General features: G+C 63.0%; 14 protein-coding genes. 4 read left to right on the plus strand and 10 right to left on the minus strand.

All coding sequences use genetic code 11. The features are described 5' to 3' along the window. Positions 1-63 precede the first annotated feature (63 nt). Together uvrB and KXR83_RS17040 are read left to right on the plus strand one after the other, a co-directional pair. The gene (uvrB, locus tag KXR83_RS17035; RefSeq protein WP_317714623.1) at positions 64-2,223 is read left to right on the plus strand and encodes an excinuclease ABC subunit UvrB; all 2,160 of its coding nucleotides are present in this window, start codon (positions 64-66) and stop codon (positions 2,221-2,223) included. A 197-nt stretch (positions 2,224-2,420) separates the two neighbouring features. Beyond that, the gene (locus KXR83_RS17040; protein ID WP_023960716.1) at positions 2,421-2,867 is read left to right on the plus strand and encodes a universal stress protein; all 447 of its coding nucleotides are present in this window, start codon (positions 2,421-2,423) and stop codon (positions 2,865-2,867) included. Here the strand turns inward: KXR83_RS17040 and KXR83_RS17045 are convergent. From KXR83_RS17045 to KXR83_RS17065, 5 genes are all read right to left on the minus strand, one after another. After that, positions 2,855-5,053 (minus strand): HelD family protein, encoded by a 2,199-nt coding sequence (locus tag KXR83_RS17045; protein ID WP_437425867.1) that lies wholly within the window; start codon positions 5,051-5,053, stop codon positions 2,855-2,857. The genes KXR83_RS17040 and KXR83_RS17045 overlap by 13 nt on opposite strands. Positions 5,054-5,283: 230 nt before the next feature. Beyond that, entirely contained in the window at positions 5,284-5,541 is a 258-nt protein-coding gene (locus KXR83_RS17050; protein ID WP_317714624.1) for an HPr family phosphocarrier protein, read from the minus strand. Positions 5,542-5,590: 49 nt separating this feature from the next. Next, the gene (locus tag KXR83_RS17055; RefSeq protein ID WP_437425805.1) at positions 5,591-7,666 is read right to left on the minus strand and encodes a PTS fructose transporter subunit IIABC; all 2,076 of its coding nucleotides are present in this window, start codon (positions 7,664-7,666) and stop codon (positions 5,591-5,593) included. Between the two features lie 31 nt (positions 7,667-7,697). Further along, positions 7,698-8,678: a 1-phosphofructokinase family hexose kinase gene (locus tag KXR83_RS17060; RefSeq protein ID WP_437425806.1), complete on the minus strand. Its 981-nt coding sequence runs from the start codon at positions 8,676-8,678 to the stop codon at positions 7,698-7,700. Then, positions 8,675-9,442, minus strand: a complete 768-nt coding sequence (locus KXR83_RS17065; RefSeq protein ID WP_030173170.1) for a DeoR/GlpR family DNA-binding transcription regulator — start codon at positions 9,440-9,442, stop codon at positions 8,675-8,677. The genes KXR83_RS17060 and KXR83_RS17065 overlap by 4 nt, the downstream gene beginning before the upstream one ends. Before the next feature lie 158 nt (positions 9,443-9,600). Between KXR83_RS17065 and KXR83_RS17070 the strand changes: the two genes are divergently transcribed. Continuing rightward, entirely contained in the window at positions 9,601-11,283 is a 1,683-nt protein-coding gene (locus tag KXR83_RS17070) for a phosphoenolpyruvate--protein phosphotransferase (RefSeq protein WP_437425807.1), read from the plus strand. Between the two features lie 58 nt (positions 11,284-11,341). On the opposite strand, the gene KXR83_RS17075 is transcribed toward KXR83_RS17070, so the two are convergent. After that, entirely contained in the window at positions 11,342-12,553 is a 1,212-nt protein-coding gene (locus tag KXR83_RS17075; RefSeq protein WP_223248955.1) for a DoxX family protein, read from the minus strand. A 192-nt stretch (positions 12,554-12,745) separates the two neighbouring features. Here KXR83_RS17075 and KXR83_RS17080 point away from each other — a divergent pair, with 192 nt between their 5' ends. Further along, complete coding sequence (locus KXR83_RS17080) at positions 12,746-13,264, plus strand: hypothetical protein (protein WP_437425808.1); 519 nt, start codon at positions 12,746-12,748, stop codon at positions 13,262-13,264. Between the two features lie 149 nt (positions 13,265-13,413). Here the strand turns inward: KXR83_RS17080 and KXR83_RS17085 are convergent, their stop codons facing one another. The 4 genes from KXR83_RS17085 to KXR83_RS17100 form a co-directional block, all read right to left on the minus strand. Continuing rightward, positions 13,414-14,352, minus strand: coding sequence for a HEPN domain-containing protein (locus tag KXR83_RS17085; protein WP_437425809.1), 939 nt, complete (start codon positions 14,350-14,352; stop codon positions 13,414-13,416). Positions 14,353-14,361: 9 nt separating this feature from the next. Continuing rightward, on the minus strand, positions 14,362-15,438 hold the full coding sequence (locus KXR83_RS17090) for a DUF262 domain-containing protein (RefSeq protein ID WP_437425810.1): 1,077 nt from the start codon (positions 15,436-15,438) through the stop codon (positions 14,362-14,364). 197 nt (positions 15,439-15,635) lie between these two features. Continuing rightward, entirely contained in the window at positions 15,636-16,442 is an 807-nt protein-coding gene (locus tag KXR83_RS17095) for a DUF6602 domain-containing protein (protein WP_437425811.1), read from the minus strand. A 61-nt stretch (positions 16,443-16,503) separates the two neighbouring features. Continuing rightward, complete coding sequence (locus KXR83_RS17100; RefSeq protein WP_437425812.1) at positions 16,504-17,178, minus strand: MBL fold metallo-hydrolase; 675 nt, start codon at positions 17,176-17,178, stop codon at positions 16,504-16,506. Positions 17,179-17,193: the final 15 nt, after the last annotated feature.

Genomic DNA, 17,193 nt, shown 5'->3' on the forward strand with positions numbered 1-17,193 from the left:
TGTGTTCGCGCACGGCGCATTCGGCGGGCGCCGCTTGTCGGACGTCGCGTTTACTCTGGATACATGGCTTTTGCAGCAGAACATCCGGTCGTTGCGCACTCAGAGTTCCGGCCGGTCGGGGAGATCGAGCGGTCACACGCACCTTTTCAGGTGGTCAGTGACCACAAGCCGGCCGGTGACCAGCCGACCGCGATCAAAGAACTCGAGCGACGACTGCGTGCTGGAGAGAAGGACGTGGTGCTGCTCGGTGCCACCGGTACCGGTAAATCCGCGACCACGGCCTGGCTGATCGAGAAGGTACAACGCCCGACCCTGGTGATGGCACCCAACAAGACGCTTGCCGCGCAGCTTGCCAACGAGCTGCGAGACATGTTGCCGCACAACGCAGTCGAGTACTTCGTCTCGTACTACGACTACTACCAGCCCGAGGCGTACATCGCTCAGACCGACACCTACATCGAGAAGGACTCCTCGATCAACGACGATGTCGAGCGGTTGCGGCACTCGGCCACGTTCAACCTGCTGTCGCGGCGGGATGTTGTGGTGGTGGCCTCGGTGTCGTGCATCTACGGTCTTGGTACCCCGCAGTCATATCTCGACCGTTCGGTTCAGCTGGACGTCGGCCAGGAGGTCGACCGGGATGCGCTGCTGCGACTGCTCGTCGATGTGCAGTACACCCGCAACGACGTGAGTTTCACCCGCGGCAGCTTCCGGGTCCGCGGCGACACCGTCGAGATCATCCCGTCGTACGAGGAATTGGCGGTCAGGATCGAGTTCTTCGGCGACGAGATCGAGGCGTTGTACTACCTGCACCCCTTGACCGGTGATGTGGTGCGTCAGGTGGAGAACCTCCGCATCTTCCCGGCCACGCACTACGTCGCGGGGCCCGACCGGATGGAGCGGGCCATCGCCTCGATCGAGGCCGAACTCGAGGAGCGGCTCGCCGAACTCGAGGGCAAGGGCAAGCTGCTCGAGGCACAGCGTCTGCGGATGCGCACCAACTACGACGTCGAGATGATGCGGCAGGTCGGGTTCTGTTCGGGCATCGAGAACTACTCGCGGCACATCGACGGTCGCGGTCCGGGTACCGCACCAGCAACGCTCATCGACTACTTCCCCGAGGACTTCTTGCTTGTCATCGACGAGTCGCATGTCACGGTTCCGCAGATCGGCGCCATGTACGAGGGGGACATGTCGCGTAAACGCAACCTGGTCGACTTCGGTTTCCGTCTGCCATCAGCCGTGGACAACCGGCCACTCACGTGGAGTGAGTTCGTCGACCGGATCGGGCAGACGGTGTACTTGTCGGCCACGCCGGGCCCGTATGAGTTGGGCCAGGCCAACGGTGAGTTCGTCGAACAGGTGATCCGGCCTACCGGTCTCGTCGATCCGCAGGTGGTGGTCAAACCCACGAAGGGCCAGATCGACGACCTGGTGCACGAGATCAAGCTGCGCACCGACAAGGACGAACGCGTCTTGGTGACCACACTGACCAAGAAGATGTCCGAGGACCTCACCGACTACCTGCTGGAGCTCGGCATTCGGGTGCGATATCTCCACTCGGAGGTCGACACCCTTCGCCGCGTGGAACTCCTTCGGCAGCTGCGCACCGGTGAGTACGACGTCCTGGTTGGTATCAACCTGCTACGCGAGGGGCTCGACCTTCCCGAGGTGTCGCTCGTGGCCATCCTCGATGCCGACAAAGAAGGGTTCCTGCGCAGCACCACCAGTCTCATCCAGACGATCGGCCGTGCGGCGCGAAACGTCTCCGGCGAAGTACACATGTACGCCGACAAGATCACCGACTCGATGCGCAACGCCATCGACGAAACCGACCGCCGTCGCGAAAAGCAGGTCGCCTACAACAAGAAGATGGGCGTCGACCCGCAGCCGCTGCGTAAGAAGATCGCCGACATCCTCGACCAGGTGTACGAGGAAGCCGAGGACAACGCCGTCGCGATCGGTGGGTCGGGGCGCAACTCGAGTCGCGGTCGCAGGGCCCAGGGCGAGCCCGGCCGGTCGTCGTCGTCTTCGGGTGTCATGGACTCGCGCGACGTCTCGGCCATGCCTCGTGCTGAGCTCGCCGACCTCATCGCGGCACTCACCGACCAGATGATGAATGCGGCGCGGGATCTGCAGTTCGAGCTCGCCGGCCGATTGCGAGACGAGATCTCGGACCTCAAGAAGGAGCTGCGTGGTATGGATGCAGCCGGAATCCGCTGAACCCGGCCGACTGTGATCGTCATGACGATCTGCTGTTTTACCTGGTCAGCGGTACGTCTGACGGCCCCGTCGGCCAATACCACGTAATCGAACGGCCGTTACGGGATACCCTCTCCACGGAAGATGCCGCCCGGGGTGGCAGGGGCACGGACAATCGTCGGCGCCCGTGATCTACACAGAACATTGATGGAGGATGGATGAGCGCATACCAGACCGTCGTTGTGGGAACCGATGGTTCTGAATCGTCGATGAAGGCGGTTGAGCGGGCAGGCGCGATCAGTGGTGACAAAGCGCAACTGATCATCGCTTGCGCCTACTTTCCGACCGACGATCGTGACGTTTCCGCAGTCTCGGATGTGCTCAAGGAAGAGGCGTACCAGGTCCACGGATCTGCGCCCACCGAAGAGATCTTGCGAACGGCGCGCGAGCGTGCGGCCAACGCCGGGGGCGGCAACATCTCCACCCGGCCCGTGGTCGGATCACCGGTCGACGCACTGCTGAACCTCGTCGCCGACAGCAAGGCCGATCTGCTTGTCGTCGGTAACAAGGGCCTTAACTCGATTGCAGGACGACTGCTGGGTTCGGTGCCCGCCGATGTCGCGCGCAAATCGAAGTGCGACGTCCTGATCGTTCACACGGTCTGAGCAGGCGCCCGGAGCGGTTCGGGCAACTCGGCGTTGTGCACAATCGCCAACTGCTGAGTTGCCCGGGTCAGCGCCACGTAGAGGTCGCCCCACCCACGTGCCGACTGGCCGACGATCATGGCCGGTTCGACCACCACCGTGCGGTCGAACTCCAATCCCTTGCACTGCGCCACGGTCAGTACCGACAGCTCGGGTGAGTCCTCGATCTCTCCGGTCACCGCCCGGATCTGGTCCACAAGCCCGTCCGGCGCAATGATCGCTGCAATGCCGTCGAGTGACGCCGTGGCCAGTTTGGCCGCAGTGGCCGGAAGGTCGTCGACCGACGTTCGCTCGAACGTCGGGGCCTTGCCGCTCGACCGGATCGAGTTCGGGGCGGCCATGTCGGGGTCGATGCGTTCGAGGATCGGCGCGGCCACCGCCATGATCTCGCTGGGCGTCCGGTAATTCACCGTCAGGTCGTACTTGCGCCAGCGTCGTGCCACGTAGGGACTGAGAACTTCATCCCATGACGTGGTGCCCGCCGGATCTCCTGTTTGCGCAGTGTCGCCGATGACCGTCATCCAGCGGTTCGGTATGCGGCGCATGATCATTCGCCAGGCCATTGCCGACAATTCCTGGGCCTCGTCGACGATCACGTGACCGAAGGCCCACGTCCGGTCGTTGTAGGCGCGCTCAGCGGTTGTCAGGGCAACCCTGGTGGTCTGTCGCGCAGCGAGCTGTTCGGCGTCGATCAGGTCGTAGGCCATCAGGATCTCGGGGTCCAGCTCGTCTTCGAGGTCTTGCGGTGCCGAACCGGTCAGGATGTCGAGCGCGTCCTGCGCTTCGGACAACTTCTGTCGCCACTGCGCTCGCTCACGTTCTTCATCACCGTCGTCGTCGACACCGATGAGCTCCGCGAGCTCGTCGAGCAACGGCGCGTCGGCCGCACTGAATCCGCCGCGCTGTGTTCGCAGGATGGATTGCCGCTCGCTGTCGGACCACGTCGGGGTTGCGGAGGCAATCCGCTCGGGAGAGGTCAACAGGTCCGCCAGCACCACCTGCGGTGAGAGCTGCGGCCAGAAGTGCGCCAGGGCGGCATTGATGTCGGGATCGGCCCGCATCTCGTCGCGGATGTCGGCGATGTCCATGTTGCTCAGCAACTGCGATCCGTCGATCAGGCTGGCGCCGATACGCTCGGCGTGCTGCTGCGCCAGCGAGTCGAACGCCGACCGCAGGAAGACCGATCGAGCGTGATTGTGCGGGCGCCGAGACGATCGTGCCCGGCCCCTGGCGCGCTGAATCACCTTGCTGCTGATCCTGAGTGGGTAGCCGTCGAACCTCAGCTCGATGGGCGACTTCGGCAATTCCTGCCGATCACGCACCGCTTGCCGCAGTACATCAACGATCGCGAGGTCGCCTTTGAGGGTGGTGGCGACGGGGTTGTCGGTCAACGATGCCCGCACGCCCGGGTAGAGGTCGCCGACGGTGGACAGCAATACGCCGCTCTCGCCCAGGGAGGGAAGCACCTGACCGATGTAGTTCAAAAATGTGGTGTTGGGGCCCACGATGAGCACACCGCTGCGCGCGAGGGTGTCTCGGTAGGTGTAGAGCAAATAGGCCGCACGGTGCAGGGCCACCGCCGTCTTCCCGGTTCCCGGTCCGCCCTGCACCACGAGGACGCCGCGGTGCGAGGCTCGAATGATCTCGTCCTGCTCACGCTGGATGGTCTCGACGATGTCGGTCATGTGCCCGGTGCGGGCGGCATTCAAGGCGTTGATCAGTGCGGATTCGTTCACCACGTCGCCGTGACCGGTGGTGTCGGCATCCTCGAGCTCGGTCATGTCGAGCCGCTCGTCGTTGACGGCGGTGATCTTGCGGTTGCGGGTTCTGATGTGGCGACGGACTTGCACGTCCTCTGGAGAGGCTGGGGTGGCCAGGTAGAACGGCCGGCTCATCGGTGCGCGCCAGTCGAGCAGCAGGGTGCTGTCCTGCTCGTCGTCGTCCAGGATGCCGATACGGCCGATGCGGCGAACCTCGCCGGTCTCGAGATCGAGACGACCGAAGTAGAGGTTGTGTTCGGCGGCATCGAACTTCGTCAGATCGTCGGTGTAAAGGCGCTCGTAGGACTCACGCTCGGACCGGGCCTGTGGCGTTCCGCCGGTGTCGCGGAGGGCAGACGCCAACCGCGACTGGGTGTTGCGGCGCATCCGGTCCAATCGGCCGTACACCCGGTCGAGATGACGCTGTTCAGCCTCGAACACGTTCCTCCTTGTTGTGGTGGAGCAAAAATAGTGCCAAAGGATAACGCGGTGGCCCGGGAGATCGTTCCCGGACCACCGCGTCGTCAGGTGTCCATCATCGAGGGGGCCGCACCGACCGTCACAACCGGGTCGGGCGTTCGGGCGGCGAACCTGGAGTCGAGTGCGCCGCTCGCCGATCAGGCGTCGAGGTCGGACGCCACCAGTTTGGCAATGGTGTCCAGTGCCGCCTGGTCTTCGCTCTCGACGGTCACCTCGGTGCCGGCGGTGGCGCCGAGGGTCATGATGAGCAGGGCCGACCCGGCATCCACCGGTTCGCCGCCCGCAACCGAAAGAGTCACCGGGACACCGGCTTCGGCTACTGCTTCGGCGATAACCGCGGCGGGGCGGGCGTGCAGGCCGACTGACGAACCGACTAGGACGTTGGTGCTGGGCATGATTTCTCCTTTTTTGACGATTGCTTTCTGAGTTTTTGAAACTGCCGGATCAGGCGTTGGCGAGAACCTTCGACTTCGCCGCCTGTGGCTTACGCGGCTTGATCAGCTGCTTCGCTGCGACGACACACGCGGCCGAAATCGCGGTGCCGATGGCCAGCGACAGGAAGAACCATCCGATTCCACCGATCGCGAACGACACGAAGATGCCGCCGTGCGGCGCGCTCAACGTGGCACCGGTGGCCATGATCAATCCGCCGGTGACTGCTCCACCGGCCATCATCGAGGGGATGACACGCAGCGGGTCGGCTGCCGCAAACGGGATTGCGCCCTCGGAGATGAACGAAGCACCCAAGAGCCAGGCTGCCTTGCCGTTCTCCCGTTCCGCTTCGGTGAACAAGCCGGGTCGAACCGTCGAGGCCAATGCCATCGCCAACGGGGGAACCATGCCGGCAGCCATCACAGCGGCCATGATCTTCAGCGACGCGTTATCGGTGACCGACAGGCCCGCCACGGCGAACGCATACGCGGCCTTGTTGACCGGGCCGCCGAGGTCGAAGCACATCATCAGACCGAGGATGATCCCGAGCAGGATGGCCGAGGAACCGGAGAGCCCGTTGAGCCAGTCGGTCAATCCGTCGGTGACCGCTGCGAGGGGCTTGCCGAGCACCACGAACATCAGGACACCAACGATCAGAGAGGCGAAGAGCGGGATGACCACCACGGGCATCAGCCCGCGCGCCCACTGGGGTACCCCGATCCGGCCGATCCACAGAGCGGCGAAGCCCGCGATCAGGCCACCGACGAGGCCACCGATGAAGCCGGCACCGACGAACACTGCGACCGCACCGGCGGTGAAGCCGGGTGCCAGTCCGGGCCTGTCGGCTATCGCGAAGGCGATGTACCCGGCGAGCGCCGGGACCAGGAAGCTGAACGCGAGCGACCCGAGTTGGAAGAGCACTGCGCCGAGGTAGGTCTTCAGTCCGCCATCAGGCAGTTGTGTCAGAGAGTTGTCGAGAGTGATCTTCTCGGCGGTGTCGGTGATCTCGTAGCCCGCGAGCAAGAAACCCAGGGCTATGAGCAGACCTCCGGCGGCGACGAACGGGATCATGTAGCTCACGCCGGTCAGCAGGATCTGCCGTAGACGTGTGCCCCAACCGATACCGGTGGTCGTCGATGCTCCGTCGTTGCCGGCGGTGGCGTCGCCCGCCACCTTGGCCGCGGACGGGTCGAGGCTGGCTCGCAGCGCCTCGGTGACCATGGCGTCGGGCTCATTGATCGCCCGCTTGACCCCGGACGCCACCACCGGCTTGCCCGCGAATCGTTCACGGCCTTTCACGCCGACGTCCGTGGCGAAGATGACCGCCCCCGCATCGGCGATGATCTGGGCCGCAAGGGGAGTGCTGCCACTCGAGCCCTGCGTTTCGACATGCACGGTCACGCCGGCCCGCTCACCCGCGGCGACCAGGGAGTCGGCCGCCATATAGGTGTGCGCGATGCCGGTCGGGCACGCCGTCACCGCGACCAGGGTCTTGCTCGGCACGTCGGAGCTGTCGGTGTCGGTCGGCTTGGTGTCGGCAGGCTCGGTGGTGGCCGCCGACGCGGTTGCGGTCGAGGCAGCCGACGCCGTCGGACTCGGTGGCGTGGCGGGTGCGAGTACTTCCTCCACAAGAGCGACAACGTTCGTGGGAGTGGCTGCTGCTCGCAGCGATGCCACGAATGCCGGCTTGACCAATGCGCGCGCAAGACTGGACAGCAGCTTCATGTGTTCGGAACCGGCCCCCTCGGGTGCGGCGATCAGGAACACAAGGTCGGCAGGGCCGTCCGGCGCGCCGAAATCGACTTTCGGTGACAGACGGGCGAAACCGAGAGATGCGGTGGCGATCGACGCATCCCGGCAATGTGGGATCGCGATGCCGCCCGGCAGGCCGGTGGCCGACTGGGATTCACGTGCCAGGGCAGCGGCTTTGAGCGCATCCACGTCGGACGTGCGGCCATCTGCTGCGAGCCGGTGGGCCAGCGCGTCGATGACAGCATCTTTGGTGGTGCCCAGATCGGCGTCGAGCGCGATCAGTTCCGGGCTGATGATCGCCGGTGCGGAACCGGCTCGGATCGTCGGGTGGGACATGACTTTTCCTTAGGGGGTGGTGGAGCCGGGATCAGTGGTTGCCGATGACCGGGTTGAGCGCGGTGACGGTCACGGCGCCGGGCTGGGTGTGGTGCGGACTCGGCAAAGCCGTTCCCGGTAGCGCTGCTGCGGCGCTGCCATACGAGACCGCCCATGCGAGGCGGTCGGCCGGTCCGGCATTTTGCAGATCGGCGAGTAGATATCCGGCCAGCGACGAATCGCCGGCTCCGACCGTGCTGCGCGGCGCGATCGGGGGAGTTGTTGCGTGCCAGGCGCCTTCGTCGTTGACGAGTACGGCTCCTGCGGCGCCCAGAGTTGCCAGTACGGCACGCGGACCGCCGGCCTCGATCAACGACCTCGCGGCCCGGGCGGTTGGCAACGGGTCGCCGTGCTCGGCGGCGAGTTCGAGCTCGGCGCCGTCCAGCCCGGTGAGCTGACCGAGTTCGGATGCGTTCGGTTTGATGAGATCCGTTGCGGCCGAAGGGAACCGGGCCGCGAGGGCGAGCAGCGGTTCATCGGAGGTGTCCACTGCGATCTGGGTCGGCCCGACGCGGAGCGCGGTGACGAGGTCGGCGTACCAATCGGCCGGAACACCAGGTGGTAGCGACCCGGACAACACGACCCACACGGCCGAGCCGGCCAGATCCTGCAGGCAGGCCGTCAGCGCTGCCAGCGTTTCCGGTGGCAGAGCTGCCCCCGGCTGGTTGATCTTTGTTGTCGTGCCGTCGGGTTCGGTGACCGTGAGGTTGACCCGGGCTGTTCCCGGGTGCGAGATACCGCGATGGTCGATTCCTGCCTCGTCCAATGCCAGCAGGATCGGCTCACCGGGGTTACCGGGCAACACCGCAATCGAGCGCTTGCCTGCAGCCGTGACGACGCGCGAGACATTGACGCCCTTGCCTCCCGGATGCGAGGTCGCTGCCGATGCGCGGTGTACTGCGCCGCGCTGGAGTGGCCCGGTCAGATTGATCGTGCGGTCGATGCTGGGATTGGCAGTGAGGGTGACGATCATGCCGTCACCACCTCGACGTCGTGTGCAAGCAGTTCGGCACGATCCGACTCGCGCAGGGCGCTGTCGGTGATGAGGACGTCGACCCTGTCGATGGGGGCGAAACTGATCAGGTCTTCTCGGCCGACCTTCGACGAATCAGCAACCACCACCACCCGGTGCGCACTGGTGACCATCGCCCGTTTGATGGCGGCCTCATCGCTGTCGGGAGTGGACAGTCCATGGCGCAGACTGAGTCCGTTGGTCCCGACGAAGGCGACGTCGATGCGCATCGACGCCAGCGTTCGCAGCGCGTCGTCGCCGACCACTGCCTGGGTGATCCCGCGGACACGTCCACCGAGCAGATGCAGGCGTGACCCACCGAGGCCTCCCACTCGGGCCGCGACCGGGATCGAGTTGGTGACGATGACGAGGTCCATGTCGGCGGGGAGGTGCGCCGCAACTCGGGCCGTGGTCGTCCCGGCGTCGAGCAGGATGCTGCCGCCGACCGGGGGGAGCTGGTCCACGGCCGCCTTCCCGATGCGATCCTTCTCGCCGGAGCGACTGTGCTCGCGTTCGGCCGTGCCGACCTCGATGGCTGTGAGCGCGGATGCGGGTACTGCACCGCCATGGACCCGTCGGATCACGCCGAGCCTGTCGAGGGCCGCCAGATCGCGACGAACCGTCTCGGTCGTCACGCCGTACAGATCGGACAGATCAGCGACCGACATGCGGCCTTTCTGCGCGATCAGCGCGGCCATGGCCTGCTGCCGCTCCTCTGCGTACATCTGCCCTCCATGTGGGATACGTTGCTAGTTGGTGTTGCTTTATGTTGTTTTATGCCCGATCGTATTGCTTTGTCAAGGATTTTGAGTAATCTGAATCACATCGAGTCGGGCTGGTGACGTAGACACGAAAGCCCGCAAGACTTGTCAGAGGAGGACGGATGACGAAGTCAACGCTGATCGGAAGCCCGCGAAGGGTGTTGCACGGAACTCCGGTGGTGCCGGGCGTGGTGGCGGGCCCGGTGATCGTTCCGGGTCCCCGCGTCGCGCCGCCGCTCGACGACGCCGTGATCGACCCTGCGGACCGCGACCGCGAGCTGCAGGTGTTCCGCGAAAGCACCACAGCTGTTGCGACGCGACTGCAGGCACGGGCCGCGGTGTCGAGCGGGGCGGCGTCCGAAGTGCTCGCCGCCAATGCGGCCATGGCAACGGACCGGGGCTGGCTGGGCGCAGCCGAAAAACTCATCGCCGCAGGCAACTCCGCCACCGCAGCGACCGCCGCGGCCACAGAACAGTTCGTGGCCATGTTCACCAAACTCGGCGGCTTGATGGCCGAGCGTGTGACCGATCTCCGCGATGTCCGTGACCGCGTGCTCGCCGAACTGATCGGGGCTCCCGAACCAGGGGTTCCGGAACCGGACGTTCCGTCGATCCTGTTCGCGGAGGACCTGGCGCCGGCAGATACGGCCGGCCTCGACCCGGCGAAGGTCATCGGACTGGCGACGTCGCTCGGTGGCCCGACTAGCCATACCGCGATCATCGCGCGCCAGTTGGGTATCCCGTGCGTCGTGGCGGTCACCGGCCTCGACGAGGTCGCAGCAGGGAGTTCGGTTCTGCTCGACGGCGCGGAGGGCGAGATCACCGTGTCGCCCGATGCTGCCGCGGCGTCCGATGCAGTGGCGCAATACCGGTTGATTGCCGAGCGCACAGCCGCGTGGACCGGACCCGGGGCCACCGCCGACGGTCATCGAGTAGACGTCCTGGCGAATGTGCAAGACGGCGCCGGGGCGCGGGTGGCTGCGGAGACCTCGGCCGGCGGAATTGGGTTGTTCCGGACCGAGCTGTGCTTCCTCGACCGGGAGACCGAACCCACGGTCGCCGAGCAATCCGCGATCTACCGCGAGGTGCTCGATGCCTTCCCGGACGCAAAGGTTGTCGTTCGCACACTCGATGCCGGGTCGGACAAGCCTTTGCGATTCGCTGAACACCCACATGAGGCCAATCCGGCTCTCGGGGTGCGTGGCATCCGGATCGCAGCCCGTGACAGCGGCATTCTCGATCGGCAACTGGACGCGATTGCCGCTGCGGCCGAAGGCATTTCACGCCCGTGGGTGATGGCGCCCATGATCTCGACGGCTGCTGAAGCTCAGTCGTTCGCCGCGAAGGTCCGCGAACGCGGGCTTGTCCCCGGAGTGATGATCGAGGTCCCGGCAGGGGCGTTGCTCGCCGAACGGATTCTCGACCACGTCGACTTCCTGTCGGTGGGAACCAACGATCTTGCGCAGTACACGATGGCAGCCGACCGGATGTCGGCCGATCTCGCCGAGCTCACCGATCCCTGGCAGCCCGCAGTCCTGTCACTGCTGGCGCGAACGGCTGTTGCCGGCGCCGCCGTGAACAAGCCGGTGGGGGTATGCGGTGAAGCGGCGGCCGACCCACTGCTCGCCTGTGTGCTGGTCGGTTTCGGGATCACATCGCTGTCGGCGGCAGCATCGGCGGTTGCGGGTGTGGGTGCCAAGCTGGCGACCGTGACTCTGGATCAGTGTCGTCGAGCAGCGGATGCGGTGTCGCAGACGGCAGATCCGATGAGTGCGCGGGCAGCAGCTCGCAGTCTTCTGGACTGACTGCGTTTGTGGGCTGCTGCCCGCGCACTCGGGAGATCAATCGGTCGAACGGGCGAACCTACTGCGCTTTCTTTGCCTGCTTGCGTGCCTGGGCTGACAGCTTGACGCCCTCATCGGCTGCACGCTCGGCGAGCTGCGCGGCGTAGACGCGGGCCGATTCGGCCAGCTCGGGTGCCCGGTCACGAGCGGTCGCCAGCGTCTTCTCGGCGTACCCATTGGTGGCAGCCAAAGTCTGCGACGCAGACGCGGCGAGTTCTGCCCGACGATCGGCGGCAGCACTCTTCGCCTTGGCTCCGTTGGTCAGAGCCTGCTTGGCGAACTTGGTCTGCTGCTTGGTCAGCTTGGCCTGCTGCTTGGCGGCGGTCTTACCCAGCTTCGCCTGCTTCTTGCCGGCCTGCTTGCTCAGCTTGGCCTGCTTCTTCGCAGCGGCCTTGCTGAGCGACGCGGTGCGCTCGGTGGCGACCTCGGCGAGCTTCGCGCTCTGTGTGGTGGCCTTGGCCGCGAGCTCTCCGGCCCGCTCGGAAGCGACTCCGGCGAGAACTGCGCCCCGCTTGGAAGCGACGTCGACGATCTCGCTTCCACGTTCGCCTGCGACATCGGCCAGGACGGCCGCACGTTGCGACGCCTTTTGTGCCAGTTCAGCCGCCCGCTCGGACGCGACCTCGGCGAACTTGCCGCCGCGGTCGGAGGCCACCTCGGCCAGATCGCCGGTTCGCTCGCCGACCACCTCGGCGATGTGCGACGCACGATCGGCAAGGACGCCCGCGGTCGAAGCGCTCGCAGCGGCAGTAGGCAGTACTGCACTGACCTTGTCACTCGCGATTGCAGCGGCCTTGCGTCCGCGCCATGCCAGCGACGGCTTGCCCTCGGTGTCGACGGTTGCGATCAGCAGCCCGCCGAGCAATCCCACGTTCTTGATGAAATGCGCTTGCTGCTCGGCCCGCTCGTGCGGGTCGGTCTCATTCCAGAAGTCGTTTCCGGCCAGCGTGGTGGGGATGACGACGCCGGCAAGGGTCAGCGACGCGAGCCGCGGGAACTTGCCGGTCGCCAGCGCCAAACCACCGATGATGTGAATGGCGCCGTTGATACGGACAACCACCTGCGCGTCAGCCGGGATCAGGTCGGCGGCCTGCGGCGGGAGCTGGGTTTTTGCTTTGTCGACGAACGGCTGCGCGGTTTCGGCTAGCTGTTCCGGGCGTCGGATCGCGTCGATCCCAGTTGCGATGAACGCGGTCGCGAGCATGGGACGGGCAATGCGGCGGATGAGCATAGAAGGGCCTCCTCAAGACACTTGTTACATGGACCTGTCCCCGGGAAAGTCATGCGTGAAACCTTCCTCTCGCCAGGTGGTCCGACAGAACCTGCTTAACGGATGGACTCTGTTGACCCTATAGATGAAGCAGGACCTGTGTGATGGTCCCTCGTAATGGGTAGACATCGGCCGACCGAACGGAGGTGAGTGGTGCCCATCGAACACGGGGATGTCGGCTGCTGGGTGGTGAAGTGCAACCCGGTGACCGGGACCGACTACTTCGCGGCCATCGCTGCAGATGATCAGGCCCAGGGACCTTTCCCTAACCTTCATGCAGACAGCTGGTGCCTGAGTCCGCGGTCCGGCAGAAGCCGCATGGTCTCGGCCGGCGATCTCATAGCCCTGTGGGTGACCGGACCGAAGAACCCCGGGGTCTATGAGGTGGGCTGGGTGGTCGAGAACCGCGAGGACCCTTCGAACTCGATCGGCGCCCCCGAACCACGAAAGGTCCACTACATGGGCGTGCGGCTCGGCGCCGAGAACCATGTGCCGCGTGGCCTGATCCAGGCCACCCCGGGTCTGGACCGGTGCGAGCAGTTGCGGGCGCCGATGATGTCCAATCCCAGTTATCTGACGGTCGACGAAGCCACGGTGCTTGCTCGTCTCGTCTCGGCCAGGATGTCCGAGGATGGCATGACAGCGGCCCGGTGGAACACGCTGCTCACCTGATCACCAGCCGCGACAACCCCGTTTACGTAGCGGCGCGGTACCCGCACCGGGCCAAAGCCCCTGGTTGCCTCGTGAACGTGCGCTCGACGAGTGCGGGCAGAGTGGTTCCAGCTCGGTTGTTTAGTGGCTCCAGCAATCGAATACCAGCACTAACGAAATCCGACCGATCTCCATGCGGATATCCGCAGCTGCCGCGACCGAGCAACGCAGGATAGGTATCCTGGCCCTAGATTCGAGGGATGCCGGACGGCGTCTGTCGCAGACCCGAATTTTTTGATTGGTCTGCCTACCTTGTTTTTACGAGACCAAGTGCCGTCCTGCAGTTCATCGACCAAGCAAATAGTATTGGGGGTCACGTCTCTGATTTTTGGCATTTTGTCGGGAGTAGAGTTTCCCTGCAGAATTCGGTTGCATCCAAAACTTGCTAGCATGTCAAACGAAGCCGCGAAGTCCACGGCAAATAGCGCGAGTTGCTCCAGGTCAGCGATTGTAATATTGGCAGTCGAGGTATGTGCAGCTTCGTGCCGTTTGCTTAGTGTGGAAGTGAATCGCTGCTCTAGGATGAGTCCGCGACTCCCAATCTGGGCTAGAAGTTTGTCCATCTGACTCCAACCGTCGCCGATGTGAAAAGCTCCAAAAACCGTGTTGATGTCCTCTTTGCTAACGTTTGAACCCGTGTGCATGAGGGAGTAGCGATAAATGCGAAATCCGCCTCCGCCGGATGTGCTTGCCACGTCGGCAGCCATGTCCCTCAGTAAGGCATCCTGATTCGACCGATTGAATCTGGCCTGAATTAGGGAGTTTTGAACTGCATCTCTTACAGCAACTTCGCGCATCTTACGCGGAAGCTGGCTATAGGGGATACCTGAACCACTAGCTTCATCTAGGAGTTCAATCGTGCGGCTCCTCAAGAAATCTTCTAGGGTATTGAAAGTAACGACGTATAGTCCGCGTCGCAGAATCTCAGCCTGCCTGTTGTGGTCCGCATTAGAACGCGTGAGTGCCTGTGTCTGCAGTGTTTGCGCACTGGACTGAAGCGCACCGCGGACAGCCTGGATTTGGTCGAGGAAGCGAGATCTTAGTGTCACGACGATTCGTCAGCCTCGCGACGCTCGACGCATGGTTTTGACCATCTCTTCGACTCGGTAAACCACTCGAGTCGGTGTGTTTGTGCCGGTGCGAACCGCCAAGTCAAAATCCGGATCTTGAAATAGCTTCCGAATCGCTGGGCGCACTCGTGCTCGATTACTGGTCTGAAGTCGTTCGAGTTCCGCCTCCGACAACATGCTCATTGCTATCATTTGTGCTTCGTATACCGCCGCGAGAGTTTGGTCTCGCCATGCGCCATTGCCGTACCTCTTAAAGGCGATCTCACCGAGGATTTGCTCACATGCTCCGAGGGAGCGGATGAATTTTCCCTCCAGCTGCATAAGCTGGCGTCTGCCCAGAAATTGGTTTGCCATCATGAACTGGTCCATTGACTTTCGGAAGTCTCCACCGAAATGAGACCAAGACGATTCCAATGTGAAAAACCGCAGCACATACTCCACGTCTTGCATCGTCCGATAATTCGGCGAACGATTGTCCCGAATTTTTAGTTTTTTTCTTAGAAATGTGTTAGCGGCCAGCTCAAAAAGGAGATCATTGAGTGGTCCTCGATAGATGACATTGCGTATCTCCTGCGCGAGAAGGGGTTCCCCTCCTGAGTTTAGCCGATGAAAAACCTCATACTTTATAACAGGGTCGGACTGGCGAAGGAGCGTGACTACGCGAATGTATGGACGCACCTGAAGTGCGTTGCTTAATGAGACGGGAAGATCGGTGAAGCGGAGTCCCTCGATTTCTGTGAAACGAGAGAGTCCAGTCAATGTTAGCTCGTCTCTCATAAACGAGTGAATTGCCGTTATCCTCTGTTTTCCGTCAATCACGGAGTAGCTACCAAATTCCTCTTCGGCTAGATAAATCGGAGGCACGGGAATGTTAAGGAGGAACGATTCAATCAAAGCGGACGCCTGTTTAGGTGACCATCTCTCCCGCCTCTGGAACTCCGGGGCTACGTCGATCGCATTATTTGCCACCATGCTCGCGATCGATTCGAGGGAAAGATCGCTCGCTTGTTGAACGAGGCGGTCTTGGGCCTTCTTGAAGTTCGCTGTTATACGATCGTTATCCATTGCTTGTGTGACTCCGCTCGTATGCATGGAAGTTTAGTGGAAGGCGTGTCCCAGTGTAGCCAATAAATGAGTTGCGAGCGATCGGGTTTATCAGATTCTTCATCATTACGATGCTCGCTGGGGCAGCGCTGCGGGCAATCCGCAATTATTGTTCACGTCAATGTGTCGCTACCGGAGCGCCTCTGGTACGTGGGCCGCTAGTCACTGATCCGGTTGCGCTGGGTCGTTCCGACTTGATTGTCGGTTTGAACCCAAGCCGATACATGGTGGCCGAATGGCGCGGACCCGATGTAGTCACGAAACCTGAGGCCCGTTGTCCATGCGGTGGCAAACTGTTCGTTGAGGTGAGCGGCAAGTTGCAATAGAACTTCTCCTGGCGTGCTAGCGATCGCTTGGAGGGAGTCGCCAGGGTTCGGGCTTGGGCGAATGTTGTGAGTGAGCGGGTCGGCCCAGGTTAGAGACCCCCTTCCGAGGATCCATACGCTGTCTACATGTTGATAAGGCTCGTCCTCGAACTCCGCTGCCACTTCGGCCATGGCATCGCCCAACGTCTGCAGTTCGGCTCCCTCGTAGCCGAAAATCATCCCTACGGTTGGCATGTGCGTCCATTCGCGACCATAAACTTTGCGTGTCCGGTGTGGCCCGAGCGATGGTAAGTAGGCAGTTTTTGGAATACCTTTTATGGCCGCAATCTTCCTGTATGACGCCTTTAGTTCGGCTGCGGTCAAGTTTGACTTCACTTCGATGACCCCGAAGACGCTCTCGACAGCAGCGATCCTGTAATCATCTTTCTCTAGAAGAAATGGACTAGTTGGATCGGTGATCATAAGGTCGCACTGTGTTGAGAATTGCCCTTTGACACTGCAAATTTCGCCGCTGCCATGGACGGCCACATTGTTGGGTATGTACTTTTTGAAAAATTGCTCCAGTGCAAGCGCTTCACGGACGCTTCCCTTCGAGCCGCGGTGTTGTATCTGCCTCGTGCGTTCGTAGTCGGCAACCATTATATTGGCGGTTTCCAGGAGTACTTCCGCGAGAGTGTTTGGACGCGGTGCCTCCAGTCCATCACCAACCACGGGTGCGCCACTCATCGAGGTGAGGCCGCTCGGCCCCCAGCGTGGTGTCGAGACCGTGCCCGGGGTAGACCACCGAGCTGTCGTCGAAGCGGTCGAAGAGTTTGGTCGCCACGTCGTTCAGCAGGATCTCGAAATCGCCGTCCCGGTGTGTCTTTCCGACACCACCCGGAAAGAGCGAGTCGCCGGTGAACAGGTGAGTGACGTCGTCTTCGAGTGCCAGCGCGATGGAGCCGTCGGTGTGACCCTTCAAGTGGATCGCCTCCAGGCGGAGTTCGCCGACCTCGATGACGTCGCCCTCGTCGATCAGCCGGTCTGTCTTCACCTGGATCGGCTCGGCGTCGATTCGTCCTGCGGCGGTGGGAAGACCGGTCGCCTTGACCACCTCTTCGAGCGCGATCCAATGGTCCGGGTGCCAATGGGTGGTGAAGATCAGCTCGATATTGCCGTGATTTCTGATCAGCTCGATGAGCGTGTCCGCGTCATTCGCAGCATCGATCAGCAGCGCCTTGCCGGTCTGCTTGCAGGTGATGACGTAGACGTTGTTGTCCATCGGACCGACCGACAATTTGACGATGGTCGCCCGAGGAGTCGATTTGCGTTGAGGGACTTCGGATTCACTGAAGTCGCCGGTGTATGTGTCGGAGATCGGGGCCGCTGCACTCATGGCTCAAGACCTTAC

Origin of the sequence: Williamsia muralis, assembly GCF_051487485.1 — a bacterium.
GTDB classification, from domain to species: Bacteria; Actinomycetota; Actinomycetes; order Mycobacteriales; family Mycobacteriaceae; genus Williamsia; species Williamsia muralis_B.